This window comes from Actinopolymorpha sp. B9G3, from assembly GCF_040120725.1.
Classification (GTDB): Bacteria; Actinomycetota; Actinomycetes; order Propionibacteriales; family Actinopolymorphaceae; genus Thermasporomyces.
The window spans coordinates 143512-168341 of sequence record NZ_JBEEAB010000005.1 but is presented as its reverse complement, the minus strand read 5'-3'; the positions used below and the strand labels follow the sequence as shown (position 1 = coordinate 168341).

General features: G+C 69.6%; 24 protein-coding genes. 6 read left to right on the top strand and 18 right to left on the bottom strand.

Annotation, left to right across the window (positions count from 1 at the left end; translation table 11 throughout):
* Positions 1-44 precede the first annotated feature (44 nt).
* Complete coding sequence (locus ABNF93_RS11390; protein WP_349327911.1) at positions 45-794, top strand: hypothetical protein; 750 nt, start codon at positions 45-47, stop codon at positions 792-794.
* Here ABNF93_RS11390 and ABNF93_RS11385 read toward each other — a convergent pair.
* From ABNF93_RS11385 to ABNF93_RS11340, 10 genes are all read right to left on the bottom strand, one after another.
* Positions 677-1732, bottom strand: a complete 1056-nt coding sequence (locus ABNF93_RS11385; protein ID WP_349327910.1) for a LysR family transcriptional regulator — start codon at positions 1730-1732, stop codon at positions 677-679. The genes ABNF93_RS11390 and ABNF93_RS11385 overlap by 118 nt on opposite strands.
* Before the next feature lie 47 nt (positions 1733-1779).
* Positions 1780-2322, bottom strand: coding sequence for a 2,4'-dihydroxyacetophenone dioxygenase family protein (locus tag ABNF93_RS11380; protein WP_349327909.1), 543 nt, complete (start codon positions 2320-2322; stop codon positions 1780-1782).
* 19 nt (positions 2323-2341) lie between these two features.
* Positions 2342-3043 (bottom strand): SDR family NAD(P)-dependent oxidoreductase, encoded by a 702-nt coding sequence (locus tag ABNF93_RS11375; protein WP_349327908.1) that lies wholly within the window; start codon positions 3041-3043, stop codon positions 2342-2344.
* Complete coding sequence (locus ABNF93_RS11370; RefSeq protein ID WP_349327907.1) at positions 3036-4412, bottom strand: GH1 family beta-glucosidase; 1377 nt, start codon at positions 4410-4412, stop codon at positions 3036-3038. Before ABNF93_RS11370 ends, ABNF93_RS11375 begins: the two co-directional genes overlap by 8 nt.
* Positions 4409-5389, bottom strand: a complete 981-nt coding sequence (locus tag ABNF93_RS11365; protein ID WP_349327906.1) for an aldo/keto reductase — start codon at positions 5387-5389, stop codon at positions 4409-4411. The genes ABNF93_RS11370 and ABNF93_RS11365 overlap by 4 nt, the downstream gene beginning before the upstream one ends.
* Positions 5386-6180 carry a VOC family protein gene (locus ABNF93_RS11360; RefSeq protein ID WP_349327905.1) on the bottom strand — a complete coding sequence of 265 codons (795 nt, stop codon included), beginning with the start codon at positions 6178-6180 and terminating at the stop codon, positions 5386-5388. The genes ABNF93_RS11365 and ABNF93_RS11360 overlap by 4 nt, the downstream gene beginning before the upstream one ends.
* Positions 6181-6256: 76 nt before the next feature.
* A complete protein-coding gene (locus ABNF93_RS11355; RefSeq protein ID WP_349327904.1) occupies positions 6257-6628 on the bottom strand; it encodes a carbohydrate ABC transporter permease in 372 nt (123 codons plus the stop codon).
* A gap of 172 nt (positions 6629-6800) precedes the next feature.
* Positions 6801-7535, bottom strand: a complete 735-nt coding sequence (locus tag ABNF93_RS11350; RefSeq protein ID WP_349327903.1) for an endonuclease/exonuclease/phosphatase family protein — start codon at positions 7533-7535, stop codon at positions 6801-6803.
* 17 nt (positions 7536-7552) lie between these two features.
* Positions 7553-8200: a response regulator gene (locus tag ABNF93_RS11345; RefSeq protein WP_349327902.1), complete on the bottom strand. Its 648-nt coding sequence runs from the start codon at positions 8198-8200 to the stop codon at positions 7553-7555.
* On the bottom strand, positions 8197-9498 hold the full coding sequence (locus ABNF93_RS11340; protein WP_349327901.1) for a sensor histidine kinase: 1302 nt from the start codon (positions 9496-9498) through the stop codon (positions 8197-8199). Before ABNF93_RS11340 ends, ABNF93_RS11345 begins: the two co-directional genes overlap by 4 nt.
* Before the next feature lie 130 nt (positions 9499-9628).
* On the opposite strand from ABNF93_RS11340, the gene ABNF93_RS11335 reads away from it, so the two are divergent.
* The 4 genes from ABNF93_RS11335 to ABNF93_RS11320 all read left to right on the top strand — a co-directional run bounded on the left by ABNF93_RS11335 (position 9629) and on the right by ABNF93_RS11320 (position 14326).
* Entirely contained in the window at positions 9629-10327 is a 699-nt protein-coding gene (locus ABNF93_RS11335; protein ID WP_349327900.1) for a DedA family protein, read from the top strand.
* Positions 10328-10455: 128 nt separating this feature from the next.
* Positions 10456-13140, top strand: coding sequence for an ATP-binding protein (locus ABNF93_RS11330; protein WP_349327899.1), 2685 nt, complete (start codon positions 10456-10458; stop codon positions 13138-13140).
* 113 nt (positions 13141-13253) lie between these two features.
* Positions 13254-13859, top strand: coding sequence for a dihydrofolate reductase family protein (locus ABNF93_RS11325; protein WP_349327898.1), 606 nt, complete (start codon positions 13254-13256; stop codon positions 13857-13859).
* A gap of 44 nt (positions 13860-13903) precedes the next feature.
* The gene (locus ABNF93_RS11320; protein WP_349327897.1) at positions 13904-14326 is read left to right on the top strand and encodes a VOC family protein; all 423 of its coding nucleotides are present in this window, start codon (positions 13904-13906) and stop codon (positions 14324-14326) included.
* A 23-nt stretch (positions 14327-14349) separates the two neighbouring features.
* Here ABNF93_RS11320 and ABNF93_RS11315 read toward each other — a convergent pair whose 3' ends face one another.
* From ABNF93_RS11315 to ABNF93_RS11280, 8 genes are all read right to left on the bottom strand, one after another.
* On the bottom strand, positions 14350-15342 hold the full coding sequence (locus ABNF93_RS11315) for a sulfite exporter TauE/SafE family protein (RefSeq protein ID WP_349327896.1): 993 nt from the start codon (positions 15340-15342) through the stop codon (positions 14350-14352).
* A 186-nt stretch (positions 15343-15528) separates the two neighbouring features.
* A complete protein-coding gene (locus ABNF93_RS11310) occupies positions 15529-16458 on the bottom strand; it encodes a TIM barrel protein (RefSeq protein ID WP_349327895.1) in 930 nt (309 codons plus the stop codon).
* Positions 16459-16525: 67 nt separating this feature from the next.
* Complete coding sequence (locus ABNF93_RS11305) at positions 16526-18052, bottom strand: CoA-acylating methylmalonate-semialdehyde dehydrogenase (protein ID WP_349327894.1); 1527 nt, start codon at positions 18050-18052, stop codon at positions 16526-16528.
* A 30-nt stretch (positions 18053-18082) separates the two neighbouring features.
* Positions 18083-19960 (bottom strand): 3D-(3,5/4)-trihydroxycyclohexane-1,2-dione acylhydrolase (decyclizing), encoded by a 1878-nt coding sequence (gene iolD / locus ABNF93_RS11300; RefSeq protein WP_349327893.1) that lies wholly within the window; start codon positions 19958-19960, stop codon positions 18083-18085.
* A gap of 74 nt (positions 19961-20034) precedes the next feature.
* Complete coding sequence (iolB, locus tag ABNF93_RS11295; protein WP_349327892.1) at positions 20035-20892, bottom strand: 5-deoxy-glucuronate isomerase; 858 nt, start codon at positions 20890-20892, stop codon at positions 20035-20037.
* Positions 20889-21797: a Cgl0159 family (beta/alpha)8-fold protein gene (locus tag ABNF93_RS11290; protein WP_349327891.1), complete on the bottom strand. Its 909-nt coding sequence runs from the start codon at positions 21795-21797 to the stop codon at positions 20889-20891. Before ABNF93_RS11290 ends, iolB begins: the two co-directional genes overlap by 4 nt.
* Positions 21790-22773, bottom strand: a complete 984-nt coding sequence (gene iolC / locus ABNF93_RS11285; RefSeq protein WP_349327890.1) for a 5-dehydro-2-deoxygluconokinase — start codon at positions 22771-22773, stop codon at positions 21790-21792. Before iolC ends, ABNF93_RS11290 begins: the two co-directional genes overlap by 8 nt.
* A gap of 64 nt (positions 22774-22837) precedes the next feature.
* On the bottom strand, positions 22838-23854 hold the full coding sequence (locus ABNF93_RS11280) for a Gfo/Idh/MocA family protein (RefSeq protein WP_349327889.1): 1017 nt from the start codon (positions 23852-23854) through the stop codon (positions 22838-22840).
* Between the two features lie 144 nt (positions 23855-23998).
* Here ABNF93_RS11280 and ABNF93_RS11275 point away from each other — a divergent pair, with 144 nt between their 5' ends.
* Positions 23999-24811: a GntR family transcriptional regulator gene (locus ABNF93_RS11275; protein WP_349327888.1), complete on the top strand. Its 813-nt coding sequence runs from the start codon at positions 23999-24001 to the stop codon at positions 24809-24811.
* The last annotated feature ends 19 nt before the right edge of the window (positions 24812-24830 follow it).

Here is a 24830-nt window from a genome sequence, read left to right as displayed (position 1 = left end):
TGCCGTCCTGGTCGCCGGGTCTTGCAAGTTCGCGGGAGGCTCCGATGCGTGACAACGGTCTGCAGGCCGCCTCGTACGTCGCGATCGCCGACCTCGACCCGAGCGTCGCCGACCGCATGCTCGACGTTCTCGGCACCGCTCAGGTCGCCGCCTACACCGAGCCGTGCCCACCGGTGCTCGGCCCCTGTCTGGAGATCCGGCTGCCCGCGGTCCCGTGCGACCGGCTCTTTGTCGACAAGGAGGCCGAGGACCAGGCGCGGGCCCTGCTGGCCGACCAGCTGCCTCGACAGGTGAGCGGAGGAGGCGAGGACACCGAACCTGCTCAGGGCCAGGCGACGCTCGACGAGGACGAGGCCTGGGCAGCCATCATCGCGGGCTATGACGCGACGGCACCCGACGCCGTCCCGCGATGGCCGGTCCAGGAGGATGACAACGCCGCCGAGCATCGGACCACGGAGAGTGCTCCCCCGCCTGGAGGGGAAACGACGACGGAAACGTCCGTCGAAACCCCGGCTGGCAGTGCGGAGCGTGGACACGCTTCGTCCGCAGCCGACGAGGAGCGCTTTGTGCCGCCGCCACCGCCGCCGCTCCCCCGGGTCGAGATGGTGACGAAACTTGCGTGGGTGGCGTTCCTCGGTGGACCTGTGCTGCTGTTGTTGGCGACAGTGGCCGGCAGTTACGCACCGAGCTGGTTCGTCGTCGTGGGCGTGGTCTGCTTCATCACCGGCTTCCTGACTCTCGTCGTACGGATGAAGGGCGGTCCGCCGGACGACGAGGACGGCGCCATCGTGTGATGCTGCCGGGGAGCACCGGTTGGCGCGGGCAGCCCGCAGACCACCTCGTGCACAGCCGTCGCGGCGACCGAAGCCGGCCGGTCCGTACGCCACCACAACGCCACCTCCCGTTGGCAGTGCGCGTCGGCGATGGGGACCAGGCGTGCTCCGTCGAGGTTCGATGTCGTCATCGCGAGGGAGTTGGTCACGCCGATCCCGAGTCCGCGTCGGACGAGGGCGATCAGGGTCTGGGGCTGGTTGCTCCGGAAGACGACATGCGGTGAGAGCCCGGCCTGTTCGAAGACGAGATTGGTCTCGAACTGCGAGCTCGCCTGTTCCTCGCCCTCGCCGATCGTGATCAACGGCATGCCGGCGAGTGCGTCGAGTTCCACACCGTCCTGGCCGGCGAGCGGATGGCGGCTCCCGACGACCGCGACGAGCGGCTCCTGCCACAGCGTCTTGTGCGCGAGCTTCTCCGTCGACACCGGAGGGAGCACCGGACGGATGGCCAGGTCCGCCTCTCCGGTCAGAACCAGCTCGCTCAACGCCATGGTCGGACCCTCGCGCAGGACCAGCTTCACGTGGGGATGCAGCCGGCGCAGCTCCACGAGCAGCTCGGGCAGCAGATAGGCCGCCGCACTGGGATAGATCGCCAGGCGTACCTCTCCGCGGGCGGTCCCGTCGGAGGCCGCGCCGTCGCAGAGTTCCTGGACGTGCGCGAGAACCGCCTTGGCGTGCGGCAGGATTGCCCGCCCCTCCGGCGTGAGGACGGCAGGGTGGACCGACCGGTCGAACAGTCGTACGCCGAGGGCGCGTTCGAGTTCGGCGACGTGGATGCTGATCCGCGGCTGGGAACGGTAGAGCGCGGCGGCCGCGGCGGAGAAGCCGCCGTACTGCGCGACCGCGACAAAACTCGTGATCCAGTCCAACCTGAACCGGTAGACCTGACTCAGGTCCATTGGCGGTGCCTCCTCACGGCTCAGGCACCGCTCGCGGGCGTGGGCGCCTACCGGATGAACTGCTCCACGAAGTCTGCACCCAGTCCGACCTTGGCGTAATGGGCCCGGCAGAGTTCGATCTTGGTCCAGACGTCCTCGTAGCCGATCTGGCGCCCGTCGGCGTCGAGGTAGATCATCGCTCCGGTGATGTTGAAAAATGTCACCATTTCCGAACAGTCCTCGGGCACCGTGAGCGTGTGGATCTCGCCGGGCGGCTCGTAGACGAAGTGACCCGCCTCAGCCACCCAGGGGTGCTCGTAGTAGTGCCACTTTCCCTTGATCACGTAGCCGTAGACGGCGGCGGGATGGCGGTGTCGCGACACGACGCCCGACCGGGTGACGCGCAGCAGGTTGCACCACTGCCCGACGACGGTGTTGAACATCAGCGGGCGGAACCACACGTCCTTCTCCTGCTCGACCCAGATCCGGTCGTCGTCGGGCATCGCGGCGATCGCGATCTCCTGCAGGACGCCTTCGGACTCGGTGACCTTGCCGAACACGATGTCGGCGGAGTCGGCGGAGTTGGCTGGCTGGCGCTGGCGTTCTGTCATGGGTGACCTCCAGAGTCTTCTACGCGGCGAGGTATCCACCGTCGACGGGTACGACGGCGCCGGTGACGAACGCCGCACCCGGCGAGGCGAGGAACGCCACGACCTGGGCGACCTCGGCGGGCGTTCCCCAACGACGCAAGGGGGTACGGTCGAGGATGCGCCGCTCGGCCTCGGGATCGGAGCGGATCTCGGCGGTGAGGTCGGTCCGGATCCAGCCGGGAGCGACCGCGTTGACCCGGATACCGTCCTCGGCGTACGCGACGGCAAGTGACTTGGTGAGCTGCACGACTCCCCCTTTGCTCGCGGTGTACGCAGGTACCAGCGGCCCGCCGAAGTAGCTCAACATCGAGGCGACGTTGATGATGCTGCCCTGCGACCCGGCGAGCAGGGACCGGGCCGCGACGCATGCGCGCATCGTCCCCGTCAGGTTGATGTCGATGACCTGGGAGAAGACTTCGGGCTGGAACTCCAGGCGACGCCGGATGATGCCCGCGCAGTTGACGAGCACGTCAAGGCGCGCTTGACGGGCTATCAGGTCCTCGAGTTGGCCGTCCTTCGCCAGGTCGATCTCCTCCACCATGATGGCCGTCGATTCCGGTGGCGGAGCCTTGGTGGGAAGGCCGGCGGCGATGACGTGAGCTCCAAGTCCGCCGAAGTGTTCGGCGACCGCCGCCCCGATGCCGCCTGTGCCGCCGACGACGAGGACATGCTGCTCAGCCATCGGGCAGCTCGTTCGTCCGCGCGAGGGAGGCGAACCACGCCGCGCTCGACTTCGGGATCCGCTCCTGGGTCTCGTTGTCGAGGTAGACGAGGCCAAACCGCTTGCTGAATCCCCATGACCACTCGAAGTTGTCGGTGAGGGTCCACACGAAGTAGCCGCGCAGGTCGACACCCTCGGCGATCGCCTGTGCGCCGGCCCGTAGGTGCGCGTCGATGTAGGCGATCCGGTCCGGGTCGTCCACCCTGCCGTCCGCGTCGATCGTGTCGCGGGCCGCCATGCCGTTCTCGGTGACGTAGATCGGCAACCCCGGATAGTCGTGGTGCAGTCTGACCAGGAGGCGACGCAGTCCGTCGGGCTCGACCTCCCACCCCATGTCCGTCACCGGGAAGCCCTGCGGGACCGCTTCCACGTCGTCGCAGCCGATCCACGCCCGGCCGTCGGCGGCCTGGGAGGCACCACCGCGGACGTAGTTCGGGTTGTAGTAGTTGACCCCGAGGAAGTCCACGGGCGCCGCGATGGCCTGCTCGTCGCCGGACTGGATGTGGTCGGTGTCGGTGATCCTCGCGACGTCGTCGAGGACATCGGCGGGATAGCTTCCGCGCAGCACCGGGTCGAGGAAGAACCGGTTGTTGATCCCGTCGACCCGCCGGGCCGCGTCGGTGTCCACCGGGCTGTCGCTGACCGGAGTGACCGGCCAGAGATTCAGGGTGATCCCGATCTGCTGGTCGGCCGCTCCCGCCGCGCGCATGCCGGAGACCGCGAGGCCGTGCCCGAGCAGCAGGTGGTGCGCGGCGTGCAGGGCCTTGCGTTCGTCCTGGACTCCTGGGGCGTGCTGGCCGTTGCCGTAGCCGAGGAACGCCGAACACCAGGGTTCGTTCAGGGTCGTCCAACTCGCTACGCGGTCCTTCAGTCGTTCGTACGCCGCGACCGCGTAGTCGGCGAAGCGGTACGCCGTGTCGCGCGACGGCCAGCCGCCCTCGTCCTCCAACGCCTGCGGGAGATCCCAGTGGTAGAGGGTCACCCAGGGCTGGATCCCCCTCTCCTGCAGCGCGTCGACGAGGCGGGCGTAGAAGTCGATCCCCGCCTGGTTGAGTGGCCCCACGCCCGTCGGCTGGATCCGGGGCCACGCCAGGGAGAAGCGGTAGTGCGTCACGCCCAGGTCCGCCATCAGCGCGATGTCCTCGGCGTAGCGGTGATAGTGGTCGCAGGCGACGTCACCGTTGCGGCCGTCCGCGATGCGTCCAGGCGTGTGCGTGAAGGTGTCCCAGATCGACGGCGCCCGGCCGTCCTCGGCCACCGCGCCCTCGATCTGGTAACTCGCGGTGGCGACACCCCACGCGAACCCGTCCGGCAGTTTCGGCACCGTCATCCCCTCCCTCGACCAGCCGTACCCGTGTCTGGTCCGTTCGACAGCAGGTCGTGGAGTTCCCGCCACAGCTCGTCCGGGATCGGCCAGTTGGCCCAGGCGACCGTCTGGTCGACACGTTCGGGTTGGGAGACGCCCACCACCGTGGACGCGATCCGCGGCTCCCGCAGGGAGAACTGCAACGCCGCGGCGCCGAGCGGTACGTCATGGGCCGTGCAGCGGTCCTGCATCGTCCGGATCCGGTTCAGGATGGCGTCATCCGCCTCGCGGTAGGCGTACTTCGCGACGGCTTCCGGACCCTTGGCCAGGATGCCGCCGCCGAACGGCGCGGCGTTCACCACGGCGACGCCGGCGGCCGCGGCCTGGTCGAGCAATGGTCCGGCGGACTGGTCGACCAGCGTGTAGCGGTTGTGGGTGAGGACAACCTCGAACAGGCCGGTCCCGACGAAGCGGCTCAGCAGGTCGATCGGCCCGCCCGCGACGCCCAGGTGTGCGGCGACACCCACCTTCCGCAGCTCGACCAGTGCCTCGACCGGGCCACCCGGCGCCATCGCAGCGTCGTAGCCGATCACCTCCGGATCGTGGAGGTAGAGCAGCTGGAAGCTGTCGATACCGAGGCGTTCGCGGCTCTGCTCCGCACAGCGGTGCACCTGTGCGCCGGAGTAGTCCCTGGTCTCGGGGTCCGGGTCGACCTTTGTCGCGAGGACGTACCCATCCGGGAGGCCGCCGTTCGCCCGGAGGGCGGCACCCACCCGGCGCTCGCTCTCGCCGTCGGAGTAGCCCGCGGACGTGTCGAGGAAGTTGACCGGGCTGTCCAGGGCGCGACGGACGGTCGCGACTCCCTGGTCGGCGGTCACGTCGTAGCCGAAGATCCGCTCCATCCCGCCCAGCACACCGCAACCGAGGCAGACCGGCGTGACCTCCAGGCCCGTGCCGCCGAGCGGGCGGAGCGGCAGCCGACCAGAGTTGTTCTCGCTCATGCGACCCTTTCGATCAGTACGTCACCGGGTCCGACCAGGGACCCAGCCTCCACCCCCGCGGCCGCGGCCACGCCGACCCGCCGGATTCCGAGCCGGTTGTCCGCCCCTGTCCGTTCGACAAGTGCGTCGCCCTCGCGACGGTGGGTGGCCACACCGTAGGTGAAGACCTCCAGTGTCCCGGCTCCGGCCCGCAGGTTGGTGATGAGGAAACCACGTTCGTCCTCGGGCCTGACCAGCTGTCCGACGACCCCGAAGCCGAGCTGGTCGCGGTAGACGTCGAGCGCCCCATCGAGATCGGGCACGGTCACCGCCACGTGGTCGAAGCGTGGCGTGCCGTCCCAGTCCTGGTAGGCCGCGGCCTCCTCCGCGACGAGCCCTTCCGACCAGACGTTGTTGTGTTGCACATGGCCCTGGACGAACTCCAGGTAGGCGCCGTCGGGATCGAAGAAGAACGCGATCCGCACACCACCGAACGCATCGAACGGCTTGACCGCCAACTCCACTCCCGCAGCGGCGAGAGTGGCGACCGCGGCGTCGATGTCGCGCACCTTCAGACCGAAGTGCCGGATGCCGCGTTGCAGGTCGTCACGCTCCCAGCTGGTCGGCCGCGCGTCCGCTCCAAGCTCCACGAGCTTCACCCGGCCGGCGTGGGGAGCATCACCGGAACCCAGCCACCGGACACGCCGGCCGTGATCGTCCTCGCTCAGTGTGCCGGTGGCAAGGCCCAGCAACCCGGCGTAGAACTCCTCAGACCGGCCGAGTTCGGTGACCCCGATCTCGACGTAGGACATTCCTGGCATTCGATTCCTCCCAGCTTTCGATGGCGCGCGCGTCTCACCGGATTCGGCGGTGCGACGGCATGCCGCCTCAGGTCTTCAGCGCGCCCATCGTGAGCCCCTCCACGAACCGGCGTTGCATGCGTACGTACACGATGACGATCGGCAGGACGGAGATCACCAACGCGGCCGTCAGCACCGACCAGTTGGTGGAGTACTGCCCCTGCATCGCGAACAGCACCGGCTGCAACGGCAGCAACTCCGGTGTCTGCAGCAACGTGTTGGCGAGGATGAACTCGTTCCAGGTGAACATGAACTGGAAGATCACCAGGGTCGCGACGCCAGGTCCGATCAACGGCGCCATCACACTCCAGAAGATGCGGAACTCACCTGCACCGTCGACCCGCGCGCTGTCGCGGAGCTCACGCGGCAACGTCTCGAAGAAGGCCCGCATCAGGAACATCGCGAACGGGAGGTTGATGCGTGCCGTATGCAGCGGACCTGCGGGACATCAGAACCTCCTCGGCGTCAGGAGGGACTATTGATCGTCGAGCGCGAGACCGTCAAGCGAACGCGGACAATATTCGGCACGCAGATATCGTCTATATCGCAGGGGTTTTCGAGCCGCGCCCGACTCAGCCAGGTAGGTCGACGACCGCGACGACCGGCAGGTGGTCGGTCGCGCGGACGAGCTGATACCGCAGATCGGCCTTCGTGGGCACGCCGTAGTCGGCGACGTCCGCACCCGGACCCACGAAGATCGCGTCGATGCGCGTGCGTGGTCCCGCCGCCGGAAAGGTCGGGGCGTGCGGGTCGAGCTCTCCCACCGAAGGGCCACCATCTCCGGGTTCGACCGACGTCGCCGGATCGTGCATGCCGGCCGCCGCGAACTCCCGCCAACTCGGTCCACCCACCGGCTCGTTCAGGTCGCCGCCCAGCACGATCGGAAGGTCGCGGCGGACCCGCAGCACCCCGAGGACCTCGCGGACGTCGCGCCGCCGGCCGAGGCTGGACAGTCCGAGGTGGATGCCGACCGCGGCGAACCGGACCTTCTCGAGGCCGAGGGTTGCCGCCACGACGCCGCGGATGGGTTCGCGGGCGCGCTGCGGGATCCGCAGCTCCTCGACCGCGTGGACGTCGATCCGCGAGCTGACCAGCAGGAGGTTACCGCCGGCCGTACGACCGCCCGCCGCGTAGAGCAGGCCGCACTCCCTGGCGAGTGCCGCACACCTCGGCCGCCACCGTAGCCGGCTCGGCGCCTCCTGGATGAGGGCGACGTCCGGCCGGACCTGGCGGACGATCGTGTGCAGCGCTGCCCGGTCGTCGCGCAGGCCTCGCACGTTGTAACTGAGGACCTTGATCTGCGGCACGGACGAAACGTTAACCGTTAGAGCAGGCCCGCGTCGTGGACCAGGATGGCCGCCTGCACCCGGTTGGTGAGGTCGAGCTTCGCCAGGCATCGGCTGACGTGGGTCTTCACAGTCGCCTCACTCATCGCGAGCTCCCGGCCGATCTCCGCGTTGGACAACCCTCGGGCGACGGCACGCGCCACCTCCTGCTCCCGTTCGGTCAGGACGGCGAGCCGCTTCCGCGCGGTCTCGGCCTGTGAAGGGCCCTTGTCGGCAAAGGAACTGATGAGTCGCCGGGTGACCGTGGGCGCGAGCATGGCGTTGCCGGCGACGACGGTACGGACGGCTGCGGCGAGGTCGCGCGGGGGCGTGTCCTTGAGCAGGAACCCGACCGCGCCGGCCTTCAGCGCGGCGTGGACGTACTCGTCGAGGTCGAACGTGGTGAGCATGATGATCCTGGCCGGATCCGGCGAGCTCGCGATCTCCGCCGCCGCGCTGAGGCCGTCCATGCCGGGCATGCGTACGTCCATGAGTACGACGTCCGGCCGGTGCCGTGCGGTCGCCGCCACCGCCTCGGTACCGTCGCGCGCCTCCGCGACCACCACGATGTCGCCGGTGGCCTCGAGGATCATCCGCAGCCCGGACCGCACGAGTACCTCGTCGTCGACGACCAGGACGCGGATCATGGCCTCTCCCCCACGCTGTCATCCTTTGGCGCATGCTCCCCCTGCGGGAGCGCGGGAAGTTCCGCGGTCACAGCGAACCCGCCGTCGAGCTGCGGTCCGGCGACCAGATGGCCGCCGAGTAGCTGCACGCGCTCACGCAGGCCGGTCAGCCCGTAGCCGCCGCCCGGCAGCGCCTTGTCCGCGCCGGGAGGTGGCGCGTCGTTGCGTACGACCAGTCGCAGGCCGCCGGCCGCATAGGTGAGGACGACCTCGGTCGCGGCGCCGCCGGCGTGTTTGTGGACATTGGTCAGGGCTTCCTGCACGACGCGGTAGGCCGTGCCCTGCACCATGATCGGCACCGGACCTGGTGCGCCCTCGTCGCGCCGACTCACCGGGACACCGGCGGACCGCGACTCGTCGAGCAGCGTGTCGAGATCGTCGAGCGTCGGTTGCGGTGTGAGCGCGTACGCGTCGAACGCGCCCGCGTCGGGACTGCTCTGACCGGGCATGGGCGCGTGCGAGCCCTGCGTGCCGGACACCCACTCGACCGACGACGGGTTCGATCGGAGGACTCCGAGAACATCTCGCAGGTTGGCGAGGGCGTCGCGGCCCGTCGTACGGATCAGAGCAGCCGCCTCCGCCGTGCGCTGGTCCGGTGCGTTGACCTCCAGCGCGCCCGCGTGCAGGACCATCAGCGAGACGCGGTGCGCCACGACGTCGTGCATGTCCCGCGCGATGCGCGAGCGTTCCTCGGCCCTCGCCTGGTCCGAACGCGCCGCCTGCTCGCGCTCGAGTCGTTCGGCCCGGTCCTGCAGGCCGGCGAGCACCTCCCGCCTGGCCCGGACCCACAGACCGGCGACCAGACCCAGGCCCATGAACAGCAGGATCGCCGCCTGGTTCGTCAACCCCTCGGCGCGTTCGGCGCCACCGAGGTCGAGCCCGAGGTCGAGCGGGAGGACGAACGACACGATGAGGATCGTGCTGCCGATCGCGGCGTAGGCGATGAGTTCTTTGCGCCGGCGCAGGCTGGTTCCGGCGTAGTACGACGCGACGAACGGAGCCGGCCAGAGCGCCAGCAGGAGCATGCTGGCCGCCCCGGTGACGAACAGCGGCCAGCGCCGGCGGCGGCCCATCCAGGAAGCCACACCGGACGAAACCGCCACAACCAGGATCAACGGTTCGGTCCAGTCCCGAACCGACCCAGCCGACATGAAGGCGACCAGTGCACCCACCAGCCAGGGTGCCGACCGGTCGAAGGTGCGACTCGCCCACCTGATGGCGCGTTCGCCGACGACTGGCGCGATCCGACCGTGGTCCACCCGCTGAGCGTAGGCGAGGGCGGGCGGTGTGGCGTACATCCTTCGTCGGAGCGGCCCCCTCGAAAGGAGGGGCGCTTCCGGGCACTCTTGCCCGACGCCAATCGGGCCACTCCGGGCGAGGGTGACGTCCATGAGCGCACCCATCCTGGACGTCGTCCACGACGCCATGAACTCGCCGTGGATCTACCTGGCCGTCTTCGTGCTCGCGACTCTCGACGGGTTCCTCCCGGCGTTTCCGAGTGAGAGCGTCGTCATCGCGGCGGGCGCGTTCGCCGCTGCGGGTGCGCCGAACCTCTGGTTCCTCATCGTGATCGCGGCGCTTGGCGCGTTTGCCGGCGACCACATGTCGTACCTGCTCGGGCGGGTGGCGGGCGGCCCGTTGCTCGCCCGTACACGGCCGGGCAGCCGGCGACGGCGGGCTTTCGGTTGGGCATCGGCGGCGCTCCACCGGCGCGGCGGGCTGGTCCTCGTCGTCGCTCGGTACGTACCAGGCGGTCGGACGGCCACGACCCTCACGATGGGCACGGTGGGATTCCCGCTGCGTACGTTCTCCCGTTTCGACGCGGTGGCCGCCGTGTCGTGGGCCACGTACTCGGCGTGCGTCGGCTACCTGGGCGGCCTGGCGTTCGAGAGGGAGCCGATCAAGGGAGTGCTGCTCGGACTCGGGCTGGCGATCAGCGTCACGGTCGTCGTGGAAGCGGCGCGCCACCTCGTGTCCCACCGAGCTCGGCGGGTGACACTCGCGCGGCAGCGGAAGACCCTTGTCGCCGTTCGACATGGCGGCGTGCCGGAGGGCGGCGTGCCGACGGCGGACGGTGCAGCCCAGTGATCCGACCAGGGCGGCTCGGGACTGTTTCGTGACTCGTTGAAGCCAGTGGTCGATGACGACGGCTGCTCCCGCGGCGACCCCGCGCGGGAGGGCGACCCTGTGGCTCACCGTGCGTTAGCGTTCCTGGCGTGATTGTCGGGAGGGACGCGGAGCTGTCGCGGATCGATCGGCTGGTGGCTGACGCGAAGGACGGCCGGAGCCGTTCGTTGGTGGTGCGCGGCGAAGCCGGGATCGGCAAGACGGCGCTGCTCGATCACGCGGCCCGGGTGGCCAGCGGCATGCGGGTGCTGGGGGTGGTGGGGATCGAGTCGGAGACCGAGGTCGCCTTCGCCGCCCTGCAGGTGCTGTTCGCCGGCGATGCGGACAGGATCGACGCGATTCCGCAGACCCAGGCCGACTGCCTCCGCGTGGCATTCGGCACCAGCGGCGAGCCCGTTGACCGAGGGTTACCCGGGGCGGCGACGCTGTCGTTGTTGTCGGAGCTCGCCGGTGATGGGCCGTTGCTGTGCCTGCTGGACGACGTGCAGTGGTTCGATCAGCCGTCTCTGGACGCGTTGCTGTTCGCGGTCCGACGGCTCCAGGCGGACCCGATCGCGACGATCTTCGCCATCCGCGACGGCGAGCGCCCGTTCCACGCGCCCGGCATCGAGAGCCTGCCCCTCGACCGGCTCGAGCAGGCCGACGCCGCGCGCCTGGCGTCGACGGTCCGGCCCGTGCGGAGCGAGATGGTGAAGCGGATCCTGGACGAGTCCGGCGGCAACCCTCTGGCGATCATCGAACTGACCACGAATGTCGACGCTGCGGGCTGGCCGGCTCCGGTTGCTCCGCTTCCGGCAACGGGCCGGTTGCAGACGCACTTCGGCCGGCAGGTGCGTGACCTCGGCCCACGCACGCGGTCGGCGTTGCTGCTGGCCGCGGCCGATCACGGATCAGACCTGGCGACGCTGATGACGGCTGCTGGCCAGGTCGGCATCGAGGCGGCGGACTTCGAACCCGCTGAACGTCGTCGCCTGGTGCAGGTGGCGGCGGGTGGGGTCGCGTTCAGGCATCCGCTGATCAGGGCGGCGGCGTATCAGGAAGGGTCCTTCGCCGCGCGTCTTGCTGCGCACGGGGCGTTGGCGGCCGTGCTGTCGGACCCGCGGGACGCGGATCGACGGGCGTGGCATCGCGCGTTGGCCGCGAGCGGGGCGGATGAGAGTGTGGCGGCGGAGCTGGAGCGGGTGGCGGACCGTGCCGCGGGCCGGGGTGGGCCGTCGACGGCGGTGCGGGCGTTGGAGCGGGCCGCGCAGCTGTCGAGCGCCCCTGCTGAGCGGGGTCGGCGCTTGGTGGCCGCCGCTCGCGCTGCGTACGACGCGGGCCAGGGCGACCGTGCCGTCGAGTTGGCCGAGGACGGGGTCGCTCTCACGGACGAGCCGCGCGAGGTGGCGAAGGCGGGGTGGATCCGCGCCCAAGTCGCCTACGAGCGCACGTCCCCCGCCGACGCCGCGCGCCTTGCCGTCGATGCCGCGACGCCAGTCCTGACGACAGAACCCGACCAGGCGGTCGCGGTGCTGACGGAGGCGATGTGGTGCGCACGCGACGCGGCCGATGCCGAGCTGGTGGGCCTTTGTGCAGAACGGCTCGCCCAGGTCCGTGGCGGTTCCGCGGTGCTCGTCGACGGCCTGGTCGGCATGAGCCGGCTGCTGCGTGGCGACGTGGCGGGCGCCGTGGACCCGATGCGTGCCATGGTCGAGTCGGCCGGCCAGCGCGAGGACACGCCCACGCTGGAGCGGTTGACGGCCGGTTTCATGGCTCTGCTCATCGGAGCCGACGGCCGCGCGGCTGCGATGCTCGGCCGACTCGTGGAGGAGCTGCGGCGTCAGGGGGCGATGGGATGGCTGCCGTACACGCTGGAGTTGCTGGGGACGACCCAGCTGGCCACCGGGCGACTGCGCGAAGCGGACGCGAGCCTTGTCGAGGCGGTGACGCTCGCCGACGAGTTCGGGCAGCAGCTACAGGTCGTCGTGCTCACGTCGATGTCGGCATGGCTCGCGGCGGTTCGGGGCGACCCCGCCACGGCTCAGCGCCACGCCGCGCGGGTGCTGAGCGACAACCGTCACCATGGGATCGCCGCCGCGCAGGCGGAGTGGGCGCTCGCCGTGGTCGATCTCACTGCAGGGAACGCACATTCCGCTCTCGACAGGCTGGACGGCGTCTGCGGCGGGCTGCCCGGCCGAGACGTCATGGTGCGCGCGGTCCCCGACCACGTCGAGGCGGCCGTTCGGGCTGGTGACAGCGGGCGGGCGCGGACGTACCTGCCCCAGCTCACCGAGTGGGCGACGCACACCGACCGCCCGGTCGCGAGAGGGCTGATGCTCCGATGCCAGGCGCTCCTCGCCGATGGCGCCGACACGGACGGTGCGTTCCGGGAGTCGCTGGACGTCGATGGGTGCGGACCGTATGACCGGGCGCGTACGCGATTTGCATATGGCGGATGGCTGCGGCGGCGCAGGCGTCCGAAAGCTGCGAGGGAGCAACTCGTCCGTGCACACCACGAGTTCGAAGAGATCGGCGCGCACGGGTGGGATCGGCTCGTGCGGGCCGAACTCGTCGCCCTGGGCGATGACGTGCCGGACCACTCGCCCGCGACCGACGCAGGCCAGCTGACGCCGCAGGAGCTGCAGGTCGCCCGTCGGGCCGCGCGCGGCATGAGCAACCGCGAGATCGCGGCGGAGTTGTTCCTGAGCCCACGCACCGTCGGCTACCACCTGTACAAGGCGTACCCCAAGTTGGGTGTCAGACGACGCGGCGAACTCGCCCACCTCGACCTGTGACCGCCCACGCCGTCGACGCAGCTCAGCACCAGTCATGTGACAGATGCCAGCCCTCCCGTGGCGCTCGTAGCGTCCCTGACAACGACGACTTGACTGGGACGAAAGGAAAGATCATGAGCAAGACGATCATGGGTTGCGCGGCGGTGTCGGCCGACGGCTACATCGCTTACGGCGATGGCCAGATCGGGTCCTTGTTCGACTGGATGTCGGGTGGCGATGTCGAATGGAAATGGTCCGAATCCGACGAGCACGCGATGCGCAGCACACAAGCGTCCAAGGACTTCATGCAGTCCGTCTACACCAACATCGGCGCGGTCATCCTAGGGCGGAACACGTTCGATCAGACGAACGGCTGGAATGGCGTACCGGCAGCGGGTGAACACGTCTTCGTCGTTACACATGAGCCGCCGACGGATTGGGAGTACGCGGACACCGCACCGTTCACGTTCGTCACCGACGGAGTCGAATCCGCGATCAAGCAGGCACGCGAGTTCTGCGGCGACCGGATCGTCGACGTCGCCGCTGGTCAGATCGGCGGGCAGGCACTGCGGCTCGGCCTGATCGACCAGATCGTGATGAACGTCGTGCCCGTCGTCTTCGGTGGCGGAAGGCCGTTCTTCGGCGCCATGGAACCCGGCGACAACGTCACGCTCGGCAACCCGTCCCGCGTGGCCCAGGGCAACCGTGTCACCCACCTGCTCTACGACGTCGAACACTGAATCATGGACCCAACGAACCCGCAGGACGCCACACCATCAGGGAGATGACCGTGCGCACCTTGCTCGTCGGACTCCGCGTCACCGACCTGGATCGCTCTCGCGCGTTCTACCAGGCACTCGGTTACAACGTCGTCGGAACCGTTCCCGACACCCCGTTCGGCAGCCTGACCATGCTCCAGCTGCCGGACGACCCGTTCGTCACCGTCGAGCTCGCGCACGATCCCGCCCGGCCGGTCACCGAGACCGGCGGCCTCAACCACCTCGCCATCCACACGGCCGACCTGCACGCCACCATCGCCACCCTGGCCGCCCACGGCATCCAGACCGATCCAGCGCGGCCCACCGCCGGTCCCGATGATCCGCTGGTCACCATGGTGCGCGACCCCGACGGCTACCTGATCGAGCTCGTCCAATGGCCGGAAGGACACGCCGACGGACTCACCGCCGACGACTTCAAGAGCGAGTGACCACCGCTCCGGCCAGCAAACTTCTAGTCCCGAGCGATACTCGCCTCCTGCTTCGCGGCGGAACGCTTCGTACGCCGACCGTTACGTGCAAGCGCCGGCTGACCGTGGCGAACCCGCGCCCACATCCAGAGCATCGGTCCGACGACCACCACGACGCCAAGCGTTATCCCCAACGGAACGTCGGGGACACCGAGCATCTTCATACCGGAGGCGAACAACACCAGAGCGAGCGCCCGGCGGATGATCCCTGACGGTGCGCGGGACGACGCGTGTGCGCCGACGACCACTCCCGGGATGGCGCCCAGGAGCAAGGATCCCGCCACCTCGAGCCGGAAGTCGCCGAACAACAGGTGGCCGACCGCTGCCGCGGCGACGAGGGGCACAGCCTGAACAAGGTCGGTGCCGACCAACTGACCCAGCTTCATGGCTGGATAGAGGAGCAGCAGGGCGATGATCATGAGCGATCCGGATCCGACCGACGTCATCCCGACGACCAGGCCGCCGATGATGCCGACGAGCAGCGTCGGCACCGGCCGGATCACGATGTCGGCCGCGCCGGACGCCGTGCCAGAAGCGGCGCCCGAAACCGTGCCAGAAGCCTCGCCGGACCGCGCCCGCTCCTTCCGGGAGCGCGAGACCAGGGTGAGATAGGCCTTCGAGATCAGCCCGGCGGCGGCCAGCAACAACGCCACCCCCAGCGCCTTCTTGACGACGCCTTCGATGTCGGCCGACGAACCCAGCGCCCGCAGGATGAGGACACCGGAGAACGCCGCAGGGATGGACCCGGCGCACAGCCACGCCACGAGTTTCAACGAGACAGTCCCGCGCCGCAGGTGGACGAAGCCACCGAACGGTTTCATGAGCGCCGAGGCGACCAGGTCGCTGGACACGGCAGCCAGGGGCTGTACCCCGAAGAAGATGACGAGCACGGGAGTCATCAGCGCCCCGCCACCCATACCTGTCAGGCCGACGACGAACCCGATCACGAGTCCGGCGGCGGTCAGACCGAAATCCATGGTCCAGGAACTCCTCGCGGTCGACGTCGGAACCAGCCTGCCCCCGCCAGGTGGACGTTCCCCGCGACACCACCCGGGGCCTACTGCCCCTCAGACCCGGAAGACACCCTCTCATATCGGCCCGGTCGGCATTCAACCTTCGCCTCCACCGACGAACGCCTGGCCGGCCACCGTCCGACCGAACCCTCACGCCCCGTCGGGCCCACCATGGTCGGCTCCATCGAGCGCGGGTACCACGGTCTCCCACAGGAACTCCATGCTCCGGCGTACGTCCGCTTCCGGACCCTCCTCCCGCTCCCCGAGGGGGGCGGACAGCGCGGTGTCCTGCTCCAGCACGTACCACCCGGTGAAGCCGGCCCGCTCCAGTCCGACCACCACGCCCGCGATGTCAAGATCACCTTGCCCGAGGGGCGCGAACAGGCCGCTGCGTACGCCATCGAGGAAACTCACCGCACCCTCGGCGACTGCCTTGGCGGTGCCCAGTCGGACGTCCTTCAGGTGAACGTGCGTGATCCGCCCCGCCGCGCTCGCGACCAACTCCATCGGGTCCATCCCTCCGATGGCCAGGTGGCCGGTGTCGAGACAGATGCCCACGTCGCTGTCACGGAGCAGCCGGATGACCGCATCGCGGGACTCGATCGCCGTACCCACGTGGGGATGCAGGCAGGTACGCAGGCCCAGAGCGGACGCCTCCGCCCGCACCCGGTCAAGGTTGTGCAGCAGGCGTGCCCACTCGGCGTCGTCAAGGCTCACCTTGCGGTCATAACCGGTCGGGCCGGCGTCAGCGGCGAGGACGGCCACGTCGGCACCGGCCTCGGCGAGCGTACGCATCGCCGCGACGGTCGGGGCGAGGTCCACCTCGGCGGCGAAGTGGAGGGCCACCGGAACGAAGCCGCCGACCAACCCGAGCCCGTGGGTCGCGAGCGTCCTGCGCACCGACGCCGGATCGGGCCCGAGGTAGCCGGTGGGGCCCAACTCGGTCGCCGCCAGACCCAGGGCGGCCATCTGCGCCAGCACCTCCGACGGCGGAAGCTCCACACCCCAGCCGGGTGCCTCACAGACACCCCACGAGATCGGCGCACCGGCGACTCGACCCGTCAGCGGACCATGGTCCATTACCTGTCAACTCCTTGTTGCGTGTGCCGGCGAAGCGGACCGGATCCCTTGCTGGGCTCCTCCTCGCCTACGTCGACGGGAAGTGCAGCGTGGCGTCCACGACCTGTTCGATGTGGGGCCACCGGGCGGTGACGGCCTTTGCCCTGGTGTAGAAGCCCACACCCTCGGACCCGTGGACATGACGGTCTCCGAACAGCGAGTCCTTCCAGCCGCCGAAGCTGTAGAACGCCATGGGGACAGGGATCGGCACGTTGATGCCAATCATTCCGACGGTCACGCTGCGCTGGAAGGTGCGCGCCGCCTCACCGCTGCCGGTGAAGACAGCGGTGCCGTTGCCGTAGGGACTGGCGTTGACGAGCCCGATCGCGTCGTCGAGCGTGTCGGCGCGCAGGACGACGAGCAGGGGCCCGAACACCTCGTCCTGGTAGACCTTCATCGCCGGATCCACCCGATCGAGCAGGCACGGCCCGACGAAGAACCCGTCCTCGTGGCCGGCGACACGCAGGCCGCGGCCGTCGAGGACGACCGTAGCGCCTTCCTCTGTGCCGTTCTCGACGTACGCGGCGACCCGCTCCTGCGCCTGCCTGGTCACCACCGGACCCATCTCGGCGGCGTCATCGACGCCTGGCCCGACCTGGATCGCGGCCGCGCGTTCGCGGAGCTTCTCGACCAGCACGTCACCGGCTTCGCCCACGGCCACGACGGCCGAGATCGCCATGCAGCGTTGGCCCGCCGAGCCGTACGCCGCGGCGGTGATGTGGTCGGCGGCGAAGTCGAGGTCGGCGTCCGGCAGCACGACCGCGTGGTTCTTCGCGCCACCGAGGGCTTGGACACGTTTGCCCGCGCGAGAGGCCCGCTCATGGACGTACCTCGCGATCGTGGTCGAGCCGACGAACGACACGGCCGCGATCCCCGGATGGTCCAGGACCGCGTCGACGGCCTCCTTGTCGCCGTGGACGACGTTGAAGACCCCGTCGGGCAGGCCGGCACGTTGCCACAGCTCGGCCACCAACGTGGACGCGGACGGGTCACGCTCGGAGGGCTTGAGGACGAAGGTGTTGCCGCACGCGATCGCGATCGGGTGCATCCACATCGGCACCATGACCGGGAAGTTGAACGGCGTGATCCCGGCCACTACGCCGAGTGGCTGGCGGAAGGAGTACGCATCCACACCGGTCGAGACCTGGTCGGAGAACTCGCCCTTGAGCAGGTGCGGAATCCCACAGGCGAACTCCACCACCTCGAGGCCGCGCTGGACCTCGCCCTTCGCGTCGGAGACGACCTTGCCATGTTCGGCGGTGACGATGCGGGCCAGGTCGTCGACGTGGGCGTTGACGAGTTCGCGGAACGCGAAGAGGATCTTCGCCCGTCGCGTGAGCGGGACGTCCTGCCATGCCGCGAACGCCTTGGTCGCCGTGGCGACCGCGAGGTCGACGTCGGCGGCAGAGCCCAGCACGACGTCGGCCTGCCGCGCGCCGGTGGCGGGGTTCCACACCGGTCCACGCCGCGAGGACCCACCCGGCGTCGACGCGCCACCGATCCAGTGCTCAACGGTTCTCGGCTCGACAACCCTTGCCTCGTTGGTGGTCGACATCTCATACCCCTTGCTTCACAGGTACTCCGCCTACAAGTAGTGCCGCTGGCTCGGCTTGTTGGTGTCGTAGTCCTCACGCGCCTTGCGGGTGGACTCGAGCGCCGACACCTCGGCCACCGGCACGTCCCACCACGCGTCCGAGGACGGCGCGCCGGCGAGCGGGTCGGTCTCGACGTGGACGAGGGTCGTACGACTGGCCTCACGCGCCTTCGTCAACGCCGTCCGCAGCTCTTCGATCGTGCCGGCGCGAAGCACATCCGCACCCAGGCTCGCCGCGTTGGCGGCGAGGTCGACCGGCAGCACGTCGCCGTCGAGCGCGCCCGACTCCGGATTGCGGTAGCGGTAGCTCGTGCCGAACCGTTGCGCGCCGACGCTCTCCGACAACGAACCGATCGACGCGAAGCCCTGGTTCTGCACGAGGACGATGATGAGCTTGACGCCTTCTGAGACGGCCGTGACGATCTCCTGGGCGAGCATGAGGTAGGAGCCGTCGCCGACGAGGACGATGACGTCGCGGGTCGGGTCGGCCATCTTGACCCCGAGCCCGGCGGCGATCTCGTAACCCATGCAGGAGAATCCGTACTCCACGTGGTACTGCTTCGGGTCCCGCGTCCGGAACAGCTTGTGCAGCTCGCCGGGCATGCTGCCCGCCGCGTTGATGACGACGCCCCGCTCCCCCGCCGCCTCGTTGACCGCACCGATCACCTCGGTCTGCGCGGGCAACGGGGCGTGTTCGGCGCCGTAAGCAGTGTCAACCACTCCTTGCCAGGCGTCCGAGAGCTCCCGCGTACGTTGGCGATACGTCGCGTCGACCTGCCATCCGGCCAGAAGTTCCGACAGCGCCTCGAGGGCGGTACGGGCGTCGGCGACCAGGCCAGTCGCCGCGTGTTTGGCCGCGTCGAACGCCGCCACGTTGACATTGACGAATCGCACGTCCTCGTTGGCGAAGAGGCTCCTCGACGCGGTGGTGAAGTCGCTGTAGCGGGTGCCGATCCCGATCACCACGTCCGCCTCGGCCGCGACGGCGTTGGCGGCCGTCGTGCCCGTCGCGCCGATCGCACCGACACTGCACGGGTGGTCCCAGGACAGGGAGCCCTTGCCCGCCTGGGTTTCCCCCACGGGGACGCCCGTCGCCTCGGCGAAGGCCGCCAGCGCCTGCGTGGCGCCCGAGTAGATCACCCCGCCCCCGGCGACGATCAGCGGTCGCCGCGCCGAGCGGATCAGCGCCACCGCCCGGTCGAGCGCCGCCGGCTCCGGTACCGGTCGTGCCACATGCCAGATCCGTTTGGCGAGGAACTCCTCCGGCCAGTCGTACGCCTCCGCCTGCACGTCCTGCGGCAACGCCAGCGTCACCGCACCCGTTTCAGCTGGGTCGGTGAGCACCCGCATCGCCGCCAGCGCCGCCGGGACCAGCTGCTCGGCACGGTTGATCCGGTCCCAGTATTTCGAGACCGGGCGCACGCAGTCGTTGACGGACACGTCGTAGGATCGCGGGTCTTCCAGCTCCTGCAGCACCGGGTTGGCCACCCGGGTCGCGAAGATGTCGCCCGGCAACAGCAGGACGGGGATCCGGTTGATGGTCGCCAGTGCCGCGCCGGTGACCAGGTTCGTCGCGCCCGGACCGATCGACGTCGTACACGCGAACGTCTGCAGCCGGTCCTTCATCCGCGCGTAGCCGACGGACGTGTGGACCATCGCCTGCTCGTTGCGGGACTGGAAGTATGGAAGCTCGGCCGGATCCCGCTGAGCTGACTCGACCAGTGCCTGGCCGAAGCCCGCGACGTTGCCGTGGCCGAAGATGCCGAAGCAGCCGGCGATGAGGCGTTGCTCGACACCGTCGCGTTCGGTCCACTGCTGGGCGAGGAACCTCGCCAGCGCCTGCCCGACCGTGAGCCTGACTGTGCCCATGGACGCTCACCCTCTCGCTGTGGTCATCGGCGATCTGTGGTCATCGGCGATCTGTGGTCATCGGCGATCTGTGGTCAAGGCAACCTGGGATCGACCGGCTGGTCGTTCCAGGTCGTCCGGATCCAGGCGTACTCCGGGTCGTCACAGATCAGCCAGTCGCGTTCCTCGCCCGGCCCGGCCATGACGTTGAGGTAGTACATGTCGTAGCCGGGCATCGCCATCGACGGTCCGTGCCAGCCGTGCGGGATTGTCACGACGTCACCGCTGCGTACCTCGGCGAGCACGTCGATCGGCCGGTCATGCGTACCGTAGACCCGCTGGAATCCCTTGCCCGGTTGGCCGTCCGGGCCGTTCGCGACCTCGAAGTAGTAGATCTCCTCCAGCGGACACTCCTGCCCCGGCCGGTCCTCGTCGTGCTTGTGCGGAGGGTAGGACGACCAGTTGCCGCCAGGCGTCAGGACCTCGACCGCGATGAGCTGGTCGGCCTCGAAGACACCTGCGGAGCAGAAGTTGTGCACCTCGCGGCTGCACTGCCCGGCGCCGCGCAGCTCCACTGGAACGTCCTTCGCCGCCCCGTGGCGCGCTGTCAACCGTGTCTTGCATCGCGCCGACGGCAACGCCACCGTGGCACCCCGCGGCGCCTCGATGGTCACGTCGGCGTCCCGCGGCACGTAGGCGAAGTCACTCACGCCCGCGAAGACATCCGGACGCCCGTCCAGCTCGAACGTCTCGGCGTCGCACCGCACCACCACACCCTCGCCGGCCAGCGGGAGGACGACCATCTCCTCGTCGCCGGTCGAAAGCGACTGCGTCCCCCCGGGAGGCAGCTCCAGCACCCGCAGACCGCTGTAGGTCCAGCCAGCACGTTGCGGCGTCAACGCCAACGTCCATGGAGCTTCCGCGAGTGATCCGGCGGGCAGGTGGTGGTTCACGCGTCCTCCTTGCCGGGCAACAGGCTCACCGCGGTGTCGACCGCGGCCGCGACGTCACCGTCGGGCGGATAGAGCAACGACCGGCCCACGACGAGCCCGCGGACGGTCGGAAGTGCCAGGGCCTTCTCCCAGCGGGCGTACGACTCGTCCGGATCTCCCTGGACCTCGCCACCGAGCAGCACGATCGGCAGGGTGGTCGCGGCGGCGACGCGTTCCATGCCGCCCGGCTCGGCCACGACGGGCAGCTTGAGCCAGGTGTAGGCGCTCGTCGTCCCCAGGCCCGCGGCGATCACCGCCGACTGGACGACCGCGTCCGCCGTCAGGTCATTGACCAGCCGGCCGTCGTCCCGTCGCGCCATGAATGGTTCGACGAGTGCCATCAGGCCGCGCCCGGCAAGGGCACTGACGGCCTGTGCGCACCGGTGCAGCGCCGCCGCCGACGCGCCGTCGGCCGAGTCGATCCGGAGCAGCATCTTGCCGGCATCGAGGCGTGCTCTGGCGATCCCCTCCGGGTCGTACGCCGTGAACCGGTCGTCGATCTCGAACGCCGTCCCCGGCAGGCCTGCCCGGTTCATCGAACCGATGACGACCTTGTTCTCCAGCGCACCGAGCAGCAGCAGGTCCTCCACGACGTCAGGGGCTGCCAGCACGCCGTCGACCCCGGGCCGGGTGAGTGCGACCAGCAACCGGGCAAGGAGGTCCGGCCGGTCGGCCATCGCCATCGACCGGTCGCCCGCCCGCAACGCCCCGCGCGCCGGATGGTCGGCCGCGATGACCATGAGCCGGCCCGAACGCCCGACCAGCGGCCGGCGGGCACGTGCCGTGTAGGCGGCGGCCACCGCGCCAGGCTCACACATCCGGAGGGAGACCAGCTCGCTCACCTCGACCCGCGACGTGTCAGCCATCGGCGCCCGCCGGCCCCTGCATCACGCCCGGAGCGTCCGCAAGGAGCTGCCAGACCGCGGCCTCGTCCGGCATCGCGTCGGCGCACGCCAACCGCGCCGCGACATAGGCACCTGCGGCGTTGGCGAACCGGATCACCTTCTCGAGCTCCCAGCCGGCGAGCAGACCGTGGCACAGTGCTCCGCCGAACGCGTCACCGGCGCCCAGACCGTTGACAACCTCGACGGGGACCGGCGGGACGACCACCTCGTCCGTCCGCGTCCGCGCGAGCACGCCTTTCGGCCCCTGCTTGACGATCGCGAGCTCCACGCCCCTGTCAAGGAGGGCTTGCGCCGCCTTGTCCGGGTCTCGCGTACCGACCGCGATCTCGCACTCGTCGAGGTTGCCGACGGCCACCGTGGCGTGCTCGACCGCACCGCCGATCACCGCACGTGCCTCGTCGGTGTGCCAGAACATCGGGCGGTAGTCGAGGTCGAGCACGGTGTGGGCCCGGTGCTTTCGGTCACGCAGTGCCGCGAGCGTCGTCGACCGGCTGGGCTCCTCCGACAGACCGGTGCCCGTCACCCAGAAGATCCGGGCGGCCGCGATGGCCTCCCGGTCGAGCTCGCCCGGGTGGATCTCCAGGTCGGGCGCCTTGGGATAGCGGTAGAAATACAACGGAAAGTGGTCAGGTGGGAAGATCTCGCAGAACACCACCGGCGTCGGCAGCCCCTCGACCGCCGAGACGTACGCATCGTCCACGCCGAACCCACGCAGCGCCCGGTGGATGTAGTCGCCGAAGGGATCCGCGCCCGTACGGGTGATCACCGCGCTGCGGCGACCGTGCCGGGCCGCCGCCACCGCGACATTAGTGGCGCTGCCGCCGAGGAACTTCCCGAACGTCGTGACGTCCTGGAGTGCAACGCCGATGTCGTTGGGATAGAGGTCCACGCTGACCCGACCCATCGTGATCAGGTCATAGCTCTCGCCCGCGGTCATGGGACCTCCTTCGTCGCCCGCATGACCAGGGTGCCGTGTTGACTCATGACCTCACCTCGTCCGGTCACTGGGGCGGCACCTCCTGGGCGATCTCCTCGACGCGTACCGACCTACCTTCCCTCCTGGAACGCTCGCACGCGTGCGCGACACACAAGGCCGCGAGCGCGTCCTCACCACGACACGGCGACTCGATCCGGCCGGCGGCGACGTCGACGAACGCCCGCAGCTCGGCGACATAGGCCTCGGAGAAGCGCTCGGCGAAGTTCGCGTACGCCGGACCGCCGGGCCACGTCACACCGGGCTCGGCCGACCACGCCGGCAACCGCTCGTCCAGGCCGGCGATGACGGTCCGCTGCGAGCCGTGCAGCTCCAGGCGTACGTCGTAGCCCGAGCCGTTGTAACGCGACGCCGCCAGCGCGACCAGGGTGCCGTCGTCGAGCGTCAGGAGCGCGTTGGCAGTGTCGACATCGCCCGCCTCGGCGAAGAAGTCCGCACCCCGGTTGGCACCGGTCGCCATCACCTCGACGACCTCGTGTCCGGTTACCCAGCGCACTGCGTCGATGTCGTGGACACTGCAGTCGGCGAAGATCCCTCCGGAGGCAGGGATGTACGACGAGTGCGGCGGCGCGGGGTCGAGCGTGCACGCCCAGACCGCATGCAGCCGACCGAGCTCGCCGGCGGCCAGAGCCTCCCGCGCGGCCGCGTAGCCCGCGTCGAACCGCCGCTGGAACCCCATCTGGAGCGGGATTCCCGCGGCCGCCACCGTGGCCAACGTCTCATGGGTGCCCGCGAGGTCCGACGCCAGTGGCTTCTCGCAGAACGCCGGCACCCCGGCCGCGGCGGCCAGGTGGACGAGCTCGGCATGCGCCTGCGTCGCGGCGGCGATCACCACGCCGTCGGGCCGGCTCGCGAAGAGCTCCGCAACGCTGCCGGCAGCAGCGATGCCCAGCTTCTCGGCGGTCTCGTGCGCGCGGGCCACGTCGGCGTCGGCCAGGAACACCGACTCCACGATCTCGAGGTCGTGAAGGGTCTGGGCATGCAGGGATCCGATCCGGCCCACCCCGATCAACCCGATTCGCATCCAGCCTCCCGCCTCGGGTGCCTGCCGTCGTCGTGTGCGAGGAATTCTCCTCGCCCGACGGACATCCCGGCCGAGTTTTCTCCAGCAATACTGACCTGTCAACAGTTTGTAAGGACATTCTGACGTTAGGCTGTCCGCAGCTGCATGCGGCACACTGGTGCTGGTCCGGACTTCGATCCGGCTGACCATGCCGTACGCCGGACGAGGGAGGAGCCGGGCGTGACCCCACTCGCCGTGACGGTCGACCGGCGCAGCCCGGTGCCGCTCTACTTCCAGGTCGCCCAGCAGATCGAGCAGTCGATCGTCGCCGGCACGCTCGCCCCCGGTGCCCGGCTACCCAACGAGATCGTTCTCGCCGATCAGCTCTCGCTCTCCCGCCCGACCATGCGCCAGGCCATCCGCCACCTCGTCGACAAGGGGCTGCTGGTCCGCAAACGCGGCGTGGGCACGCAGGTGGTGCAGTCGCAGGTACGCCGATCGATCGAGCTGTCCAGCCTCCACGACGACCTCGCCCGGGCCGGTCAGGAACCCTCCACGACCGTGCGGGACCTTCGCGTCGTCGCGGCACCTGAGAAGGTCGCGAGCGCCCTCGGTCTGGCGGCCGGATCTTCCGTGCTGCGGATCCGGCGGCTGCGCTGCGCCCGGGGCGAACCACTCGCACTGATGACCAACTACCTGCCCGAGGACCTGGTGAAGATCACGGCGGCCACCCTGGAAGAGCGCGGGCTGTACGAAGTCCTGCGTACGGCCGGCGTCCAGCTCCGCGTCGCCCGGCAGACAATCGGCGCCCGTCCCGCCACCGCCACCCAGGCGAAGGACCTCCGCGAGCCCAAGGGTGCGGCCCTGCTCACCATGACCAGGACGGCGTACGACGACGTGGGCCGCGCGGTGGAGTTCGGCTCGCATCTCTACCGCGCCTCGCGCTATTCGTTCGAGCTCACCCTCATCGAGCGCTGACCCAAGCGCGCGCGGTGAA

Coding starts and splice junctions, on each gene's coding strand:
- ABNF93_RS11390 (WP_349327911.1), top strand. CDS start 45: ATGCGTGACAACGGTCTGCAGGCCGCCTCGTACGTCGCGATCGCCGAC.
- ABNF93_RS11385 (WP_349327910.1), bottom strand. CDS start 1,732: ATGGACCTGAGTCAGGTCTACCGGTTCAGGTTGGACTGGATCACGAGT.
- ABNF93_RS11380 (WP_349327909.1), bottom strand. CDS start 2,322: ATGACAGAACGCCAGCGCCAGCCAGCCAACTCCGCCGACTCCGCCGAC.
- ABNF93_RS11375 (WP_349327908.1), bottom strand. CDS start 3,043: ATGGCTGAGCAGCATGTCCTCGTCGTCGGCGGCACAGGCGGCATCGGG.
- ABNF93_RS11370 (WP_349327907.1), bottom strand. CDS start 4,412: ATGACGGTGCCGAAACTGCCGGACGGGTTCGCGTGGGGTGTCGCCACC.
- ABNF93_RS11365 (WP_349327906.1), bottom strand. CDS start 5,389: ATGAGCGAGAACAACTCTGGTCGGCTGCCGCTCCGCCCGCTCGGCGGC.
- ABNF93_RS11360 (WP_349327905.1), bottom strand. CDS start 6,180: ATGTCCTACGTCGAGATCGGGGTCACCGAACTCGGCCGGTCTGAGGAG.
- ABNF93_RS11355 (WP_349327904.1), bottom strand. CDS start 6,628: ATGTTCCTGATGCGGGCCTTCTTCGAGACGTTGCCGCGTGAGCTCCGC.
- ABNF93_RS11345 (WP_349327902.1), bottom strand. CDS start 8,200: ATGATCCGCGTCCTGGTCGTCGACGACGAGGTACTCGTGCGGTCCGGG.
- ABNF93_RS11335 (WP_349327900.1), top strand. CDS start 9,629: ATGAGCGCACCCATCCTGGACGTCGTCCACGACGCCATGAACTCGCCG.
- ABNF93_RS11325 (WP_349327898.1), top strand. CDS start 13,254: ATGAGCAAGACGATCATGGGTTGCGCGGCGGTGTCGGCCGACGGCTAC.
- ABNF93_RS11320 (WP_349327897.1), top strand. CDS start 13,904: ATGACCGTGCGCACCTTGCTCGTCGGACTCCGCGTCACCGACCTGGAT.
- ABNF93_RS11315 (WP_349327896.1), bottom strand. CDS start 15,342: ATGGATTTCGGTCTGACCGCCGCCGGACTCGTGATCGGGTTCGTCGTC.
- ABNF93_RS11310 (WP_349327895.1), bottom strand. CDS start 16,458: ATGGACCATGGTCCGCTGACGGGTCGAGTCGCCGGTGCGCCGATCTCG.
- ABNF93_RS11305 (WP_349327894.1), bottom strand. CDS start 18,052: ATGTCGACCACCAACGAGGCAAGGGTTGTCGAGCCGAGAACCGTTGAG.
- iolD (WP_349327893.1), bottom strand. CDS start 19,960: ATGGGCACAGTCAGGCTCACGGTCGGGCAGGCGCTGGCGAGGTTCCTC.
- ABNF93_RS11290 (WP_349327891.1), bottom strand. CDS start 21,797: ATGGCTGACACGTCGCGGGTCGAGGTGAGCGAGCTGGTCTCCCTCCGG.
- iolC (WP_349327890.1), bottom strand. CDS start 22,773: ATGACCGCGGGCGAGAGCTATGACCTGATCACGATGGGTCGGGTCAGC.
- ABNF93_RS11280 (WP_349327889.1), bottom strand. CDS start 23,854: ATGCGAATCGGGTTGATCGGGGTGGGCCGGATCGGATCCCTGCATGCC.
- ABNF93_RS11275 (WP_349327888.1), top strand. CDS start 23,999: ATGCGGCACACTGGTGCTGGTCCGGACTTCGATCCGGCTGACCATGCC.